A 17,097-nucleotide genomic window follows, 5' to 3' on the forward strand; every position below is an offset into this window, starting at 1 on the left:
AGGAAACGCGCCAGCTCTTTCAATCGCCTAATGCCAGTCAGGCAAGCGAAGGGATTGGCGATAAACAACCTGTGGCGAGGGAGTCGGGCACCTCGATATCACAGGCAACAAAAAGGCGACTCGAAAGTCGCCTGTTTTGGAAATGGCATCGGCAAAACGATCAGTCCGCCAGCCAGCCATTCTCCCAATAACGCAGGTTGTCCCCACGCAACACGTAGTCACGCAGGACCACCTCGCGCAACTCATCGCCCATGCGATAGCTGGCATCAGGGTCGGCCAGGTGCATGCGGATCGCTTGCAGCCATTCGTCCGTGGAGTTGGTCTTGACCCGGGTGCACGGCAGGTAACCGCGATAGGCCTCGGTATCGGTGCAGATCACCGGGTAGCCGCACGCGCCGTACTCCAGCAGGCGCAGGTTGCTCTTGCAGTCGTTGAAGATGTGGAATTCAAGGGGCGCCAGGGCCAGGTCGAGGTTCAGGCTGGCAAGTTTGGCCGGGTAGATATCCAGCGCGATCACGCCGTGGAACTCATGCATGAACGGCAGCAAGTCATCCGGGCACATGCCGAAGAACACCCAGTCGACTTCATTGGCCAGTTCGCGCACCACATCGGCAATGATCGCCAGGTCACCGTGGTGACTGGTGCCGCCGCCCCAGCCGACGCGAGGTTTTTTAGAGGTCCGGCGCTGACTGTGCAGGTCACTCCACAAGTGCTTGGCGAGCATGTTCGGGACCACGCGAATGTCATGGTGCATGTCCGACAGCGCATTACCCAGCGGCTCGGTCGACACCACGACGCGGTCGCACATGCCGATGGCACGCCGGACCAGTTTTTCCATGTCGTCCTTGCCCGGCATGTTGCGAATATGCGCGTTGCGGTGTGGAACATTGATGACGTAGTCATCCAGCTCATAAATCCGGCGGGCACTGGAGTACTTTTGCAGGGCCGGGATTTCTTTGATCGAGGCCTCGGAATAGCGCCCCTGCAAGACGATCACGTCAGGTGACTGACGCTCGATTTCAATAATCGATGGCAAGTTGTAGTGGATGCAGCCTTGCGCCCTGCCCGCCGCTTCCAGCTCGATCAAGGGCTGGGTCACTCGGTAGTGACCGATGGCAGAGGAGTTGGCCGGCACCGCCAGCACCCGTGGCAGTTGGGGCTTGGTAAATGGACTCCAGCCGCTGCGCAGGCCCGGGTCGAGACTGAAACTGGTCCCGGTCGGACCGTTCAATGCCAGGTTGGTGTTATAGGCCGGATCCCGCGCAACCAAGGGGAGCCAGCGCTTATAAAACACTTCCTGCTCCTGGCTGCGCAACGCGTCATCCGAGGCCTGCGCCGCCACGGCCGGCTGGACGCCCAACGCCAATCGTGCAAACGGCGTCCAGACCACCAGGTAACCGTCGCGACCGACACGCAGGCACAGGTCGACATCACTGAGCGATAGCGCAAGGTTCTGCTCGTCCAGACCACCGACCGCGTCAAAAATGCTTTTGCGGATCATCAGGCAATCGCTGCCGACCGCGCTTAAATCGTGAGCGGCCTGCAAGCGGTACATGTACCCCGACGCGTGCACCGGCTCACCGTGAAACGGCACACCGGCGGGCCCTTGCAGACCCAGGATCAGGCCGGCGTGCAACACGCGACCATCCGGGTTGAACAACTTGGCACCGACCACGCCGACTTCCGGACGTTGCGCGTGATTGAGCAGCTCACTCAGCCAGTCGCCGTCGACGATCACCGTGTAAGGGTTGAGCAGCAGGACATAGTCGCCCCGGGCCTGTTCGACGGCGAAGTTGCGCACTGCGGCGCCATTGCCCTGGGCCGGATAGCTGAGCACACGGACCCGCTCACCACCCAGCTGCGCCATGCCGGCCAGCCATTCCCGCGCCTCGACACTCTCGCTGCCGTTGTCCACCAGCAGCAGTTCATATTCGCTGTAGAGGGTCTTTTCCAGCAGGCTTTCAATACAGCGCTGCAAGGCCATGACATGGTCCTTGCAGACGATGATGATCGATACCAGCGGCCGAGCCACATGCTGATAATCGACCCGATTGAGCAGCGCCGAGCTACCGCTGCGAATGCCATGGGCGATCCCCAGCCGATCCAGGTGAGCTTCGAGCACCAGCGGGTTGGTGTCGACCACTTCGGGCAGTGACAGCCACTTCGCCAGGTCGAACGTCGATTCCAGCAAGACCTCGGCCACATGGCCGATCACCTGCGGGCCTTTATGCTCGACCATGCGCCAGAGCACATCGTGGGGAGCCAACTCGCCGTAACTGGAATGAAAACCGCCCAGGGCCAGGAAACCTTCGCGCTCGAACGCCAGGGCCCTGCCGACGTAGGGGTAGCTGCGCATGAGGTCCAGGTTAAAGTCGGGCTTGAACGCCGGGCTGGCAGACTCGCCCTGCAGCAAACTGCCTTCGTCGCTGTACAGGCACGTCAGCGCGGGCGTGAGGGCAATTCGCTCCGCCATCGCCAGCAAGGCCGGCGGAATCAGACGGTCGCCCGCACGCAGCAGATAGAACCAGTCAGCCCCGTCGAGTTGCGGCAGCAGATCATTGACTTGCTGCTGCCAGTCATCTTGCAGTGGCAAGCGGAACACCCGCCCATCCAGTTCAGCCTCGGTGCAGGAGGTGGACAGCACCAGGGTCAGTTCGGGTGCGTAATCCTGCGCAGCCAACGACTCCAAGGTGAACTCAAGGGCCGAGCGGCTGCCGAGGCTATCGACAATGATCGGGACGATTTTAGGGTTGTACGGCCAACTCGCCAGGGCATCCGGCAACTGCTTGCGCTGCCCGTCAGTCAAGGTACGACAGGACAGCCACTGCGCATACAGCTCGGAAAAACTGACACTGTTGACGCCGACATGCCACTCCTGATTGCTCTGCTTGGTGCCCAGGGTTCGGCTCAGGGGCAACTCTTCCCAGACACGCGGCAACTCGTCAGCCTTGGTCAGTGGCAGGTAGCGCACCCAGCCGGGGGCCGGCGCCGATTCGCCGCTGCGCGCCTTGAGCATCTGCAAGACCCACTGGCGCTCGACTTCCAGGGCATCCTTCATCGGTTGCTGGCCACTCAAGCGCTCTGGATACAGGCGTTCGACACTCAGCACGTGATTGGAGACCACGACGTTGCCACGGCGCAGCAGGCACACATACAAGGCAAAATCGAGGCTCGCGACAAAACAGTGACCCGCCTGGGTCAAGGCTGGCAACAACTCCAGCACATCGCGACGACGGAACAGCGCATTGCTGAAACCACCGAGGATATTGACCGGGAAGTTCTCGAAAATCGCCAGCAGGTCCTCGCCCTTGAACAAGCCGCACAACGGTGACAGCGGCGTATTTTCAAGCCGCGAAGGCAGGGCCAGATCATCCGCGTCCCAGAACAGGCGCTGGGCCAATACCAGATTGACCTCTTCAAGATGGGCGAGCACGTGGGCCTGACGCTCGATACAGGTCGAGAACAGCTGATCATCGTCACACAGAAATTTGATGAACTCGCCTTGCGCTTCCTCCAGACACTGCGCCAGGTTACCCACCAGCCCCAGGGTCCGCGGGTTACGCACGTAGCGCGCCGCCACGCCGGTCTGCTCGCTCAGCGAGGTGACAATGTCCTCGATCTCATGACCGCGACTGTCGTCGCAGACGATGATTTCGAGATTGCCGTAGCCCTGGCTCATGGCACTGCGCAACGCCCGTTCGAAGAAGCGCGGGTTGAAGGCAGGAATGACCAGGCTGACAAGGGGGAGTGAATTCACGGCGGGCTCACAGGCGGTGCGAGCCCGCTCAGGAAAGCGAGCCCTTGAAACCGCTAAAAGACGATGACTATTGAAGGGTCAGGCTAACGGGCGCTTGCGCGCCCGACACCGTTAGATCTTGTTGAACAGGCCCAGCGAGGAGATCTTGCTGAACGCCAGTTGCGCCGCTTGCAGCATGGTTTGCTGCAAGGTCAGGCGGGTCATGACTTCGGCAGGGTCGGAATCGCGAATCGCCCCCTGGGTCGTGGTGTTCGCCATGCTCAGGCTTGAGTTGGTGGAGCTTTGAGTGTCCAGGGTCTGACCGCGGGCACCAATGGAGGTGACGGCAGTACCGATCTGATTGCTGGCGCTGTCGAGGTTACCGAGGGCCGCTTCCATGGCGCCTTGAAACTGCTGCTTGGCGACGTCATTACCGTCGATCGGCGCCGTCATGGCGTTCATCATCTTGCCCAGTGTGTCGAGCACGTTCTGAGTCTGGTGATTGTTGGGCTGGACCACGAACTGATCACCCGCTGCCGGGGCACCGCCGCCCAGCGCGAAGGTCACGCCCGCAGCGGTGGCATTGCTGCCGGCCACGGTGCCGGACGACACCGGCCGGCTGTCGGCGGTGACCGGCGCGGCATACAGGTCGAAGGCCGTGGCGCTGGTGAACTTGAGGATCGCCCCGCCCGCCGGGAAGGCACTGTTGTAGGCCGTCGGGTCGGTGATGGTGGCACCGGTGACGACCGCGGTCGACGCGTTGCCCGGGCTGCGCGAGGTGTTAAACGTGTCCGCCGTGGCCGACAACTTGAAGGTGTGACCGGCGATAGCGGCATCCGGGTTGGCGGCATCACCCGCCTTGAGGTTGATGTTCAGTTGCAGATCAACGCCACGGAAACTGATCTGCTGATTAGCGCCGTTGCTGTTGCTGATCACGCCGCTCTTGCTGGCTTCGGCGGTGACGTCGTTGCCCAGGGCATCGGTGATTTTCAGCTGGGTGCTGCTCAGGAAACTGACAGTGTACGGCTCGCCACCGGTAAATTTGGCGTTGTAGGTCGCTGCAGTGCCGACCGTACCGTTGGACAGAACCACGCGACCGTCATCCACCGCCGGAGCGGTCATGTTGGTCTGGGTGCGGCTGGTGTTGATGGTCTGCTGGAACGCGTCCCAACCCGTGGTGTTGGTGGCAACCGTCATGCCGTCGCCAACGCCCAGGTTGATGCTGGTCTGGTTGCCGTTGTAGCTGTAGGTACCGTCGGAATTCTGCGAGTAAGGCGCGGTGTCGGTCTTCGAGCCGGAAAACAGGTAGTTGCCGTCCGCATCCTTGGAGTTCATCAGGCCCAAAACTTGTGACTGAATCTGGCCGAGCTCCGCCGCATAGGCCTTGCGATCCGAGTCGGTAGCAATACCGTTGTTCGCGGCGAGGCCGAGTTCCTTGGCGCGTTGCAACGCCGTGCCGATGGACGTCAGGGTGGTTTCCTGAAGGCTCAGCGCGCTCTTGGTGCTGCTGATGTTGGTGGTGTACTGCTCAAGATCCGCGCTCTGCTGGCCGAGGGAGAGCAAACGCCCGGCACCGATCGGATCATCGGAGGCGGTGTTGATGCGTTGCAGGCTACTGGCTTCAGCACTGGTGGCAATGGCGTTGTTGAAGTTGCGCTGATAGTTGGCAGCGGTTGTTTCGTAATACTGGGCGGTAGCAATGCGCATGAATTACGACTCCTTAAAGGCTGTTGATCAGCGTGCTGAAAGTTTCCTGCGCCGCTTTGATGATCTGCGACGAGGCGGTGTAGTACTGCTGGTATTTGACCAGGTTGCCGGTTTCTTCATCCAGGTTGACCCCGGAGAGCGAATCACGCGCGCCCTTGGCCTGGGTCAGGATCGCCGAGGTGGCAGCGGCGTCGGACTTGCCCTGGGCAGCCTGGGTACCGACGTTGGTCACCAGTTTGCTGTAGGCGTCGGTCAGGCTGATGCCCTTGCTCGCCGAACCGGTATCCACGGTCTGTTTGGTTTGCAGCGCTACCAAAGATTGCGCGTTGCGGTTGTCCGAGGAGGACGCGCCGGTCAGGGAAATCGTGAAGCTTTCGTTGGCCTTCGGCGTACCGCCTACGGTGGTCTGCACGGTGAAGGTTTTCTGGATCGGCGGGGTGCCGCCGTCCGTGATCGCGTTGCCGCTGGCGTCGACCATGCCCACTTTCAGGTTCAGGGTATTGCTCTGGCCCGGCACGATGGTGCCGCTACCCAACGGGTTACCTTGGGCGTCGCTCAGGGTGTAAGTCTGGCTGCCACCGCTGGCGGCACCGAACGACAGTTTGACCGGGGTCGAATTTTTCAGCGCCGACTGCAATTCCGCCTGGGACGCCGGGTTGTAGATGTCCAGGGTGCTGCTGAGCGTTGGCTGGGTGTAGGTGCCGCCGTTAGCCGCGCTGGTGACGCCGGTCAACGGAGCGGCCGCCGCGATCTTTTTCGGGTCGCTCAGTACCATCTGAATGCTGGCCGCGGCACCGCGAGTCGGGGTGATCTTGAAGCTGTCACCGGCGCTCAAGGCACCGCCGTTGAGCGACAGGGTGAAACCGTCGATCACTGGCGGCGGCGTGGTCCCGGTGTTGAAGGAACCCATGTCAGTACCATCGGAACGCTTGACGCTGTACGCGGTGGGACTGGTGAACGTCACCGAATAATCGCTGGTGGTCAGCTTGCCGGTGTCCTTGATGGTGACATCGAGGTTGCCGGAACCGGCACTGTTGCTCGCATTGCCGATGCTGCGCTGACTGATCAGCGCGGCACTGTTGATGTTGTTGAAAATGGCCGCGCCGAAATCGCCGTTCTTGTCGATGCCTTGCGCTTGCTGGCTGTTCATCTGGTCCGCAATTACCAACGCCACTCGCCCCAACTCATTGAGCGACGGGTCGAGTACTTCCTTGCGGTAGGTCAGCAGGCCGCCGATTTCGCCACCGCTGATCACTGACGTGATGTCGATGGTGCTGGAGCCGCGGTTCATCTGCAGGCCCATGCGCGTCGGGTCGTCCTTGCTCGGGGCGGTTTCCAGGGTATTGGTGGTGTTGCCCATCACCAATGGCTGGCCGCTGCCGACATAGATGTCGTAGCTGGTACCGCGCTCGACGACTTGCGCACCGGTCAACTCGGACAGTTGGCGCACCGCTTCGTTACGGGAATCGAGCAAATCGTTGGGCTGGCCGCCGCTGGTGGAGACTTCGCCGATCTTCTGGTTCAGGCCGGCAATCGCGGTGGCCAGCTTGTTCACCTGGGCCGCCATGTCCGACAGACTGCCATTGATGGTGGTGTTCTGGTCGTTCAACTGTTTGGCAATGGTATTGAAACGATTGCTCAACGCCTGGGCACCGGTCAGCACCGACTGACGGGACGTATCGTCGGTCGCCGAGGTCGAGACACCCTGCATCGAGGTGAAGAATTTCTGCAACACGCCGGTCAGGCCGGTGTTGACGTCCGACAGCGACGCATCCAGCGGCGTGGCCTGGGCCTGGAACGAAGCGGCTTCGCTGTTGAGCGAAGTGGCGGTCTGCAACTGGGAATCGAGGTAGGCGTTGTACACCCGGCGCACATCCGCCAGGGTCGTGCCAGTGCCGATGAAAACATTCCCGTACTGCTGCGAGGCCTTGGTGCCCTGCACGGTTTGCTGACGCGAGTAACCGGCGGTGTCGACGTTGGCAATGTTGTTGCCCGTGACAGCCAAAGAGGATTGGCTAGCCGCCAGACCCGACATCCCGATATTGAGCAAACTCATGGTTCAGACCTTATGCCTTGTGCCTATAAAGGCGTGGTGGTAGCGCCCGCCGCAGCGTAGTTTTGGTAACTCGTCATCTGCTTGGCTATCTGCGAAATCTTGTTGGCGTAGTTCGGGTCGGTTGCATAACCGGCCTTTTGCAACTCGCGCACAAACTGTTCTGGGTTATCGGCCGACTTCACCACATCTTGATAGCGATTATTGGATTGCAGCAACGTCACAAGGTCGTGGAAGCTGTCCTTGTACGAGGCATAGGAGCGGAACTCCGCCGTCTCCTTGACCATCGCGCCATCCCTGAATTCGCTGGTGATTGCCCGTGCCGAATCGCCCTTCCAACTGCTGCCGGTCTTGATGCCGAACAGGTTGTGACTGCTGCTGCCATCCTGAGCGCGCATGACCGATTTGCCCCAACCGGTTTCCAGGGCGGCCTGGGCCACCAGGTAACGCGGATCGACGCCGATGCGGTCGGCGGCTTCCTTGGCCATCGGCAACATGGTGTTGACGAATTCGTCGGCGGAACTGAACGCTTTCTTCGCCGGCGCCAACGGAATCTGCGCCATGGCACGGCCGTAAATCTGCATCTGCCCGCCCGACGCCGCAGACGTTGCCGAGGCCAGCCAATCGCCGTTGTACAGCGGGCCGGCGCCGGTCGTCATGGCCGTGGCGCGCTCTGGCAAAACATTCTTGAGGGTCGTTGCCGCAGCCGTGGCGGCGGTCGCGGTGGACGGCACCAGGCCGGCGAGCAAGCGGTCGGCCAGTTTCGGCGGCAAGGCCAGGCGGCGCTGGTTGAGCAGCGCCACGTCATTGCTGTGAGCGGCGGTCGCCGTCGGCGCCTTGACCCCGCGCGAAGCCCACAACGGACGCTCGCCATTGAGGCGCGACAACGGACCATTGGTGGCAGTTGTGCCGGCAGCCACCGGCGTGATGATCGCCTCGGCCTTGGCTTTCGCCGCGTCCTGCTTGGCTGCCGAGTTGGCAGCGGCTTCACCCGGCGCCAGCGGTTTGTTCTTCGACATCTGGCGCAACAACACGTCCGCCAGACCAATACCGCCGCCCTCGCGGGACATGGAAACGGCCAACTGCTGGTCGGACATTTCCTGGTATTGCTTGGCGGCTGGCGTGTTGAGCGGATTGTCCTTGCCCAACTCGTCAGTGGCGGAGCGCATGGACTTGAGCATTTCACCGAGGAACAGCGATTCGAATTCCTGCGCAACTTTACGCATGTTGCCTTCGCTGTTCTTGTCGCCGACTTTCAGTTGGTTCAGGCGGTTAAGGTCCGAGTACGAACCCGAATCGCCGGTGCCAACCAAAGCGCCTTTGCGCATATCCACCATGGTCGTCGTCCTCAGATCACGATCAGGTCGGCTTGCAGCGCGCCGGCCTGTTTCAGTGCTTCAAGGATGGCCATCAAGTCACCCGGCGCCGCGCCGACCTGGTTCACCGCACGCACGATCTCGTCGAGGGTGGTGCCCGGGCCGAACTTGAACATTGGCTTGGCTTCCTGCTGGGCGTTGACCCGCGAGCGCGGCACGACCGCCGTCTGCCCGTTGGACAGAGGGCCGGGCTGGCTGACGATCGGGTCTTCGGTGATGGTCACGGTCAGGCTGCCGTGGGTCACGGCGGCTGGAGAAACCTTGACGTTCTGGCCGATCACGATGGTGCCGGTGCGCGAGTTGATGATGACTTTCGCCACCGCCTGGCCCGGATCGACTTCAAGGTTTTCCAGGATCGACAGGTAGTCGACGCGCTGGCTCGGATCCAGTGGCGCGGTGACGCGGATCGAACCGCCGTCGATGGCCTGGGCCACGCCGGGGCCGAGCAGGTCGTTTATCTTGTCGACCACGCGCTTGGCGGTGGTGAAGTCGGAACGGTTGAGGTTCAGCGTCAGGCTATTGCCCTGGTTGAAACCGCTCGGCACCGAACGCTCGACCGACGCACCGCCAGGGATTCGACCGGCCGACGGAACGTTGACGGTGATCTTCGAACCGTCGCGACCTTCGGCATCGAAACCGCCGACCACCAGGTTGCCCTGGGCGATGGCGTAGACGTTGCCGTCGATACCTTTAAGCGGCGTCAGCAGCAAGGTGCCGCCGCGCAGGCTCTTGGAGTTACCGATGGACGACACCGTGATGTCGACCTGCTGACCCGGCTTGGCAAACGCCGGCAGATCCGCACTGATCGACACCGCCGCGACGTTCTTCAACTGCACGTTGCCCGAACCCGGCGGCACCTTGATGCCGAACTGCGAGAGCATGTTGTTGAAGGTCTGCAGGGTGAACGGGGTCTGGGTCGTCTGGTCGCCGGTACCGTTAAGCCCGACCACCAGGCCGTAACCGATCAATTGGTTGGTCCGCACGCCGGAGATGCTGGCGATGTCCTTCAGCCGCTCGGCTTGAGCGGTGAACGCTGCGGACAGCAACAGGGCGGCAACAATGAGACTTTTGAAGTTCAACGTAGCCACCTAGAAAGGGAACAGCGGGCTGAGGAAGAAACGGTCGAACCAGCCTGGCTGACTCGCATCGGCAAACGCGCCGGTGCCCGAATAGGTGATACGTGCATCGGCGACGCGGGTCGACGACACGGTGTTATCGGTAGCGATATCGTCGGCGCGTACCAGACCGGCAATCCGCACCAGCTCATCACCGGAGTTGAGCGTCATCCACTTCTCGCCGCGCACGGCAATGATGCCGTTGGGCAAGACGTCGGCGACGGTCACGGTGATCGAACCGGTCAGGCTGTTGCTCTGGCCGGATTTGCTGGCGCCGTTGGTGGCACGGTCGCCGCTGTAGCCGACGTCCAGGCTCAGGTCGCCGCTGCCTACCGGGTTATTGGTGCTCAAGCCGCCACCGAACAGCGACGACAGGCCGATGCCGGTCTTGCTGGTCTTGCCGATCTGCGAGTTGGCGCCTTTGCTGGCCTGGGTCTTCTCGTTCAGGGTGATGGTGATGATGTCACCGACCCGGAATGCCTTGCGGTCGCTGTACAGGTTCTGTTCGAAACCGGCCTGGTAGATCGAGCCATTATTGGCGGCCGCCGGCAACGGCGTGCGCGGCAACACCGGGGCGTAGTAAGGGTCATTGGGCTTGGCCGTCGGCGCGACGCAGCCCGCGAGCGCGACCACCCCACTCAGTGCCACAACAGATACAAAGCGATTCATGACCCTACCTCACGGTGTTGCTGGCGACCTTATGGCCGCCCCATAGACTTGATTACAGATTCTGCGTTACGAACGAGAGCATCTGGTCGGCGGTGGAGATCACCTTGGAGTTCATCTCGTAGGCACGCTGAGTGGTGATCATGTTGACCATCTCTTCAACGGTGCTCACGTTGGAACCTTCCAGGGTGTTCTGCAGCGTGGTGCCGAAACCGTTCAGGCCCGGTGTGCCGACTTGCGGCGCGCCGCTGGCGGCGGTTTCCAGGAACAGGTTGTTACCCACTGCTTGCAGACCGGCCGGGTTGATGAAGTCGGCGGTTTGCAGGTTGCCGATCACCTGGGAAGCCGGGTTGCCGGGAACGGTGATGGACACCGTGCCGTCAGTGCCGACGGTGAAAGTCTGGGCGTTGTTCGGGATGACAATCGCCGGCTCCAGAGCGAAACCGCTGGCGTTGACGATCTGGCCATTGGAGTCGAGGTGGAAAGTACCGTCACGGGTGTAGGACGTGGTGCCATCCGGTTGCAGGATCTGGAAGAAACCGCGACCGTCGACCGCCAGGTCCAGCGGCTGCTCGGTGGTTTGCAAGCTGCCGGCGGAGAAGTTCTTCTGGGTGCCGACGATGCGCACACCGGTACCCAATTGCAGGCCGGACGGCAGTTCGCTGTCCTGGGTCGACTGGGCGCCAGGCTGGCGTTTGATCTGGTACAGCAAGTCCTGGAACTCGGCGCGATCACGTTTGAAACCCGTGGTCGATACGTTCGCCAGGTTGTTGGAAATGGTGGTCAGGTTGGTGTCCTGGGCGGACAGACCTGTTTTGGCAACCCATAGAGCCGGAAGCATTTCGATTCTCCTCGTGCGCCTGTTTTACGGCGCGACGTTCTGGTAATTAGGTGATCTGCAAGACCCGAGCCATGGCCTGGTCATCGTCTTTGGCGGTGTTCATCATCTTGATGTGCAGCTCGAATTGCTTCGACAAAGCCAGCACCGACGTCATCTCTTCCACGGCATTGACGTTGCTCGACTCCAGGAACCCGGACACCAGCTTGACGCCCGCATCGGCTTGCGCCGGCTTGCCGTCTTTGGTGTGGATCGAACCATCCAGGCCTTTGGTCATGTTCTTCAGGTCAGGGTTGACCAGTTTGATGCGGTCGATTTCGGCCATCACTCGCGGACCTTCGCCCATCGAACGAATGCTGATGGTGCCGTCCTCGCCCACTTCGATTTTCTGCTCGGGCGGCACGGCAATCGGCCCGCCATTGCCCATCACCGGCATCCCATTGCCGGCGCGCAAAACGCCCAGGGCGTCAATGTTCAGGCTGCCGGTGCGCACGTAGCTTTCACCGCCATCGGGCGTCTGCACGGCGATCCAGCCGTTGCCGGCCACGGCGACGTCGAGGTCACGACCGGTTTCCACCATCGAACCTGGCGAGAAGTCGGTGGCCGGGCGTTCGGACATCGCATAGGCACGCGCCGGAAAGCTGTCACCAAACACCGGCATCGAACGGGCCTGCTCCAGGTCCTTTTGAAAACCATTGGTGGAGATGTTCGCCAGGTTGTTCGCATGAGCCTTCTGCGCCAGTGCATTCTGGCTGGCGCCGGTCATTGCCACATAAAGGTACTTGTCCACACTCTTTCCTCTGCATGCCGGACGTTTGCCGCCCACTGCTGTACTGCTGAGCCTTAAGCAATTTGCAGACCAACTTTTTTCTGACGGCGCCGGGCCCGGCAAACAAAGGACTTGAGGGGTTTTGAGGGGGATAGGAGGATTGTGTCGAAGTCGAAAAACCGGCGGTGTTATGCCGCTTCGCGGCAAACCCCTGGTCCATGATCGTTCCCACGCTCCGCGTGGGAATGCCTCAATGGACGCTCTGCGTCCGCTTTGGGGACGCGGAGCGTCCCGGGCTGCATTCCCACGCAGAGCGTGGGAACGATCGGTCATCTTCAGGTGATGTCTTTACCGACATCGTACTCACGCAACTTATTGGCAATCGTGGTGTGCGAAACCCCCAACCGCTTACCCAGCTGCCGACTGCTCGGATGTTCTGAGTACAAGCGCTCCAGCACCGCTTTTTCAAAGCGCCCGACAATCGCATCCAGCCCGCCTTCCAGCGAGAAATCGCCAAGCGGCTGACGCACGCCGTAATCCGGCAGGCGAATATGCTCGACCTTGACCGTCCCGCCCTCGCACAGGGAAACCGCCTGGAACAGTACGTTTTCCAACTGCCGGACATTGCCCGGCCAATGGTAATGACTAAGCCGTTCCATGGCCGCCGGCGCCAGTTTCGGCAATGGGCAGCCGATCTGCCGGCTGGCCTGATCGAGGAAGTGCTCTACCAGCGGCGTCAAACCGTCGAGGCATTCGCGCAGCGGCGGGATGTGCAACGACAGTACGTTCAAGCGGTGATACAAATCCTGGCGAAACTCGCCGCGCGCACAGAGCTCCGACAGGTCTACTTGCGTGGCGCAGATCACCCGCACGTCGAGATACACCTCTTCATCACTGCCGACACGGCGGAAGCAACCGTCCTGCAAGAAGCGCAGCAATTTCACCTGCAAGCGCGGGCTCATCTCGCCGACGCCATCGAGAAACAGCGTACCGCCCGCCGTCAGTTCCAGCAGCCCAAGCTTGCCCTCGGCCCGCGCGCCTTCGAAGGCGCCGGGGCCGTAACCGAACAACTCGGTCTCGGCCATGGACTCCGGGAGACCCGCGCAATTGAGCGCCATCAGCGGCGACTGGCCGCGAGGGCTCGCCAGATGACAGGCCCGGGCCAGCAGCTCTTTGCCGGTGCCGGTTTCGCCTTCGATCAATAGCGGCGCATCCAGAGGCGCCATGCGCCGGGCTTCGCGCACCACCGCTGCCATGACTTTCGAGCTCTGGAAAATGCTGTCGAAACCGCGCAACTCTTGCTTGCGCACGTTATAGATGCGCTCACCCACCCGGTCGGCCCGGTGCAAGGTCAATACCGCGCCGGCCATGGCCTCGCTGTCGTCGTGCTCCGATTGCAGCGGGGCGATGTCGGCGAGAAACACATCGCCCTTCACCTTGACCCGCAGGCCATTGATCCGCGATTTGTTGGCGCGCACCAGTTCCGGCAAGTCGAAGTCCTCGGCGTACCGGGACAAGGGAATCCCCGGCACCTCGTCCACCCGCACCCCGAGCAACTGCGCCGCCGCCCGGTTGGCCGCCACGATGGAACCGCCCATGTCGATCGACAGCACCGGGAACTCCAGGGCACCGAGCAACGCGTTCAACTCCATGTGCCGACGCTCGCTGGGCATCAGCCCTACCCGCTTGACACCGAATACCCCGGCAATCGCCTCGAATTTAGGACGCAGCGCCTGGAACTGGATATTGATCAGGTTCGGACAGTGCAGGTAGATCGCGTTGCCATGTTCACCGCCAACCTCGCCGCGCGCGACGTTGATCCCGTATTCCACCAGCAGGTTGAGAATGTCACGCAGGATGCCGATGCGGTTTTGGCAGTGGACTTTGATACGCATATAAAGAGCCTGAACAGAGTGATCGAGGCTCACCGCCGGAAAATTTCTGCGGGAGTGCTCAGTTAGTCGTCAAGATTATGTGACAGCCAGAGCGCTTTTCAAACCCGGAAAACTCAATACCTGCGCCACAGCAGCCATTCCGTAACGAAAACTTTACGAAAAGCACAGATTTTTCCTACGCGCGACGCAAACCACCTGCTGCATCACCGCACGCCTTGGGGTATCTCTAGGTCCATAGCTGTACATAACAAGAACGAATTCCCCCTAGCAGGAGAGCAGCATGAAGCAGACGCAATACGTGGCCCGCGAGCCCGATGCGCAAGGTTTTATCGACTACCCCGCCGAAGAACATGCGGTGTGGAACACGCTGATCACTCGTCAACTGAAGGTGATTGAGGGTCGTGCGTGCCAGGAATACCTGGACGGTATCGAAAAACTCGGTCTGCCCCACGACCGCATTCCGCAACTCGGCGAGATCAACAAAGTCCTCGGTGAAACCACCGGCTGGCAGGTTGCCCGAGTCCCGGCGCTGATCCCCTTCCAGACATTCTTCGAATTGCTCGCCAGCAAGCAGTTTCCGGTAGCGACCTTTATTCGTACCCGTGAAGAGCTGGATTACCTGCAAGAGCCGGACATTTTCCACGAGATCTTTGGCCACTGCCCGCTGCTGACCAACCCCTGGTTTGCCGAATTTACCCACACCTACGGCAAACTTGGCCTACAGGCCACCAAGGAAGAACGCGTGTACCTGGCGCGCCTGTACTGGATGACCATCGAGTTCGGCATGGTCGACACCCCGCAAGGCCTGCGCATCTACGGCGGTGGCATCCTGTCCTCGCCCAAGGAAACTGTTTATTGCATGTCGGATGAGCCAGAACACCAGGCCTTCGATCCGCTGGAATGCATGCGCACGCCGTATCGCATCGACATCCTGCAGCCGCTGTACTTTGTGCTGCCCAACCTCAAGCGCCTGTTCGACGTGGCCCACGAAGACATCATGGGCATGGTCAAGCAAGGCATGCAGCTGGGCTTGCACGCACCGAAATTCCCACCCAAACCGAAGGCCGCGTGAACCGCGACTTTTACTCACAAGTGAGTCTGTCAGTCGTCGCGACTTTGGTTTAGCGTGACGGCATTGACGACCGATATAAAAAACATCCGATACAGGAAACAGACCATGTCCACTTTGAACCAAGCCCACTGCGAAGCCTGCCAAGCCGGCGCCCCTCAGGTCAGCGACGAAGAGTTGCCGGTACTGATCAAACAGATCCCTGACTGGAACATCGAAGTGCGCGACAGCGTGATGCAGCTGGAAAAAGTTTTCCTGTTCAAGAATTTCAAGCACGCCCTGGCGTTTACCAACGCGGTCGGTGAAATCTCCGAAGCCGAAGGTCACCACCCGGGCCTGTTGACCGAGTGGGGCAAAGTCACCGTGACCTGGTGGAGCCACTCCATCAAGGGACTGCACCGCAACGACTTCATCATGGCTGCGCGCACTGACGACGTGGCCAAGGATGCCGAGGGCCGCAAATAATGCATTTCGACGCCATCGGCCGAGTACCCGGCGACCCGATTCTCGGCCTGATGGAGGCCTATGCGCAGGACCCCAACCCGCGCAAATTTGACCTGGGCGTGGGGGTCTACAAAGACGCCCAGGGCCTGACGCCGATTCCGCAAGCGGTGAAGCTCGCCGAGGCGCGACTGGTGGATCGCCAGACCACCAAGACCTACATCGGTGGCCATGGCGATCCGGCATTCGGCAAAGTCATGAACGAGCTGGTGCTCGGCGCCGATTCGGCACTGATCGCTGAGCAACGGGCCGGCGTCACCCAGACCCCGGGTGGCACTGGTGCGCTGCGCTTGAGCGCGGACTTTATCGCGCACATGCTGCCGGGCCGTGGCGTCTGGTTGAGCAACCCGACCTGGCCGATCCATGAAACGATTTTCGCCACGGCCGGGGTCAAGGTCAGTCACTACCCGTACGTGGGCAGCGACAATCGCCTCGACGTCGACGCCATGCTCGCGGTGCTCAACGAAGCGCCCAAGGGCGACGTGGTGTTGCTGCACGCCTGCTGCCACAACCCGACCGGTTTCGACCTGTCCCATGACGATTGGCGTCGGGTGCTGGACGTGGTCCGTCGCCGCGAGCTATTGCCGCTGATCGACTTCGCCTACCAGGGTTTTGGTGATGGCCTGGAACAAGACGCGTGGTCCACCCGGTTGTTCGCCAATGCGCTGCCGGAAGTGCTGATCACCAGCTCGTGCTCGAAGAACTTCGGCCTGTACCGCGATCGCACCGGCGCACTGATTGTCTGCGCGAAAACCGCCGACAAACTGGTGGATATCCGCAGCCAACTGGCCAACATCGCCCGCAACCTGTGGTCGACGCCACCGGATCACGGCGCGGCCGTGGTGGCGACCATCCTTGGCGACCCGGAGCTGAAAAGCCTCTGGGCCGACGAAGTGGAAGCCATGCGCTTGCGTATCGCGCAACTGCGCAGCGGCCTGGTCGAAGCCCTGGAACCGCACGGCTTGCGCGAACGCTTTGCGCATATCGGCGTGCAACGCGGGATGTTCTCCTACACCGGATTGACGGCGGAACAGGTTAAACAGCTGCGCGATCATCACAGCGTGTACATGGTCAACTCCGGCCGGGCCAACGTGGCGGGAATTGATGCAACGCGGCTGGCGTTGCTGGCTGAAGCCATTGCTGAAGTCTGCAAATAACCTTCCTCAGCACCGATCGTTCCCACGCTCCGCGTGGGAATGCAGCCCGGGACGCTCCGCGTCCCAAAGCGGACGCAGAGCGCCCAGTGAGGCATTCCCACGCAGCGCATGGAACGATCATCTAGGGACTTCGATCTTTTGCGTTTCGCCCTCCCCTGCGGCCATTGGTCGCAGAAATCCCAGATAAAAGTCTGTTTGTCATTTGTCCTGCTGTA

General features: G+C 61.2%; 12 protein-coding genes. 3 read left to right on the forward strand and 9 right to left on the reverse strand.

All coding sequences use genetic code 11. The features are described 5' to 3' along the window. Positions 1-160 precede the first annotated feature (160 nt). The 9 genes from ACZ89E_RS14700 to ACZ89E_RS14740 form a co-directional block, all read right to left on the reverse strand. A complete protein-coding gene (locus tag ACZ89E_RS14700; RefSeq protein ID WP_463259745.1) occupies positions 161-3,757 on the reverse strand; it encodes a glycosyltransferase in 3,597 nt (1,198 codons plus the stop codon). Between the two features lie 111 nt (positions 3,758-3,868). Beyond that, on the reverse strand, positions 3,869-5,443 hold the full coding sequence (locus ACZ89E_RS14705) for a flagellar hook-associated protein 3 (RefSeq protein ID WP_149657049.1): 1,575 nt from the start codon (positions 5,441-5,443) through the stop codon (positions 3,869-3,871). A 13-nt stretch (positions 5,444-5,456) separates the two neighbouring features. After that, on the reverse strand, positions 5,457-7,499 hold the full coding sequence (gene flgK / locus ACZ89E_RS14710; protein ID WP_476255936.1) for a flagellar hook-associated protein FlgK: 2,043 nt from the start codon (positions 7,497-7,499) through the stop codon (positions 5,457-5,459). 23 nt (positions 7,500-7,522) lie between these two features. After that, the gene (gene flgJ / locus ACZ89E_RS14715) at positions 7,523-8,830 is read right to left on the reverse strand and encodes a flagellar assembly peptidoglycan hydrolase FlgJ (RefSeq protein WP_476257055.1); all 1,308 of its coding nucleotides are present in this window, start codon (positions 8,828-8,830) and stop codon (positions 7,523-7,525) included. Positions 8,831-8,844: 14 nt separating this feature from the next. Continuing rightward, a complete protein-coding gene (locus tag ACZ89E_RS14720; RefSeq protein WP_133839169.1) occupies positions 8,845-9,951 on the reverse strand; it encodes a flagellar basal body P-ring protein FlgI in 1,107 nt (368 codons plus the stop codon). Positions 9,952-9,960: 9 nt separating this feature from the next. Then, positions 9,961-10,656 (reverse strand): flagellar basal body L-ring protein FlgH, encoded by a 696-nt coding sequence (flgH, locus tag ACZ89E_RS14725; protein WP_149657051.1) that lies wholly within the window; start codon positions 10,654-10,656, stop codon positions 9,961-9,963. A gap of 52 nt (positions 10,657-10,708) precedes the next feature. After that, on the reverse strand, positions 10,709-11,494 hold the full coding sequence (gene flgG / locus ACZ89E_RS14730; RefSeq protein ID WP_054049256.1) for a flagellar basal-body rod protein FlgG: 786 nt from the start codon (positions 11,492-11,494) through the stop codon (positions 10,709-10,711). A 46-nt stretch (positions 11,495-11,540) separates the two neighbouring features. After that, entirely contained in the window at positions 11,541-12,281 is a 741-nt protein-coding gene (locus ACZ89E_RS14735; RefSeq protein WP_149657052.1) for a flagellar basal body rod protein FlgF, read from the reverse strand. A 314-nt stretch (positions 12,282-12,595) separates the two neighbouring features. Continuing rightward, positions 12,596-14,155 carry a sigma-54-dependent transcriptional regulator gene (locus ACZ89E_RS14740; RefSeq protein WP_476255937.1) on the reverse strand — a complete coding sequence of 520 codons (1,560 nt, stop codon included), beginning with the start codon at positions 14,153-14,155 and terminating at the stop codon, positions 12,596-12,598. 280 nt (positions 14,156-14,435) lie between these two features. On the opposite strand from ACZ89E_RS14740, the gene phhA reads away from it, so the two are divergent. The 3 genes from phhA (at position 14,436) to ACZ89E_RS14755 (ending at position 16,882) form a co-directional block, all read left to right on the forward strand. Next, positions 14,436-15,227 (forward strand): phenylalanine 4-monooxygenase, encoded by a 792-nt coding sequence (gene phhA / locus ACZ89E_RS14745; RefSeq protein WP_149657054.1) that lies wholly within the window; start codon positions 14,436-14,438, stop codon positions 15,225-15,227. A gap of 105 nt (positions 15,228-15,332) precedes the next feature. Next, a complete protein-coding gene (locus ACZ89E_RS14750; RefSeq protein WP_123509107.1) occupies positions 15,333-15,689 on the forward strand; it encodes a 4a-hydroxytetrahydrobiopterin dehydratase in 357 nt (118 codons plus the stop codon). Then, complete coding sequence (locus ACZ89E_RS14755) at positions 15,689-16,882, forward strand: amino acid aminotransferase (protein ID WP_476255938.1); 1,194 nt, start codon at positions 15,689-15,691, stop codon at positions 16,880-16,882. Before ACZ89E_RS14750 ends, ACZ89E_RS14755 begins: the two co-directional genes overlap by 1 nt. Positions 16,883-17,097: the final 215 nt, after the last annotated feature.

Source organism: Pseudomonas sp. TE3899 (assembly GCF_056279105.1).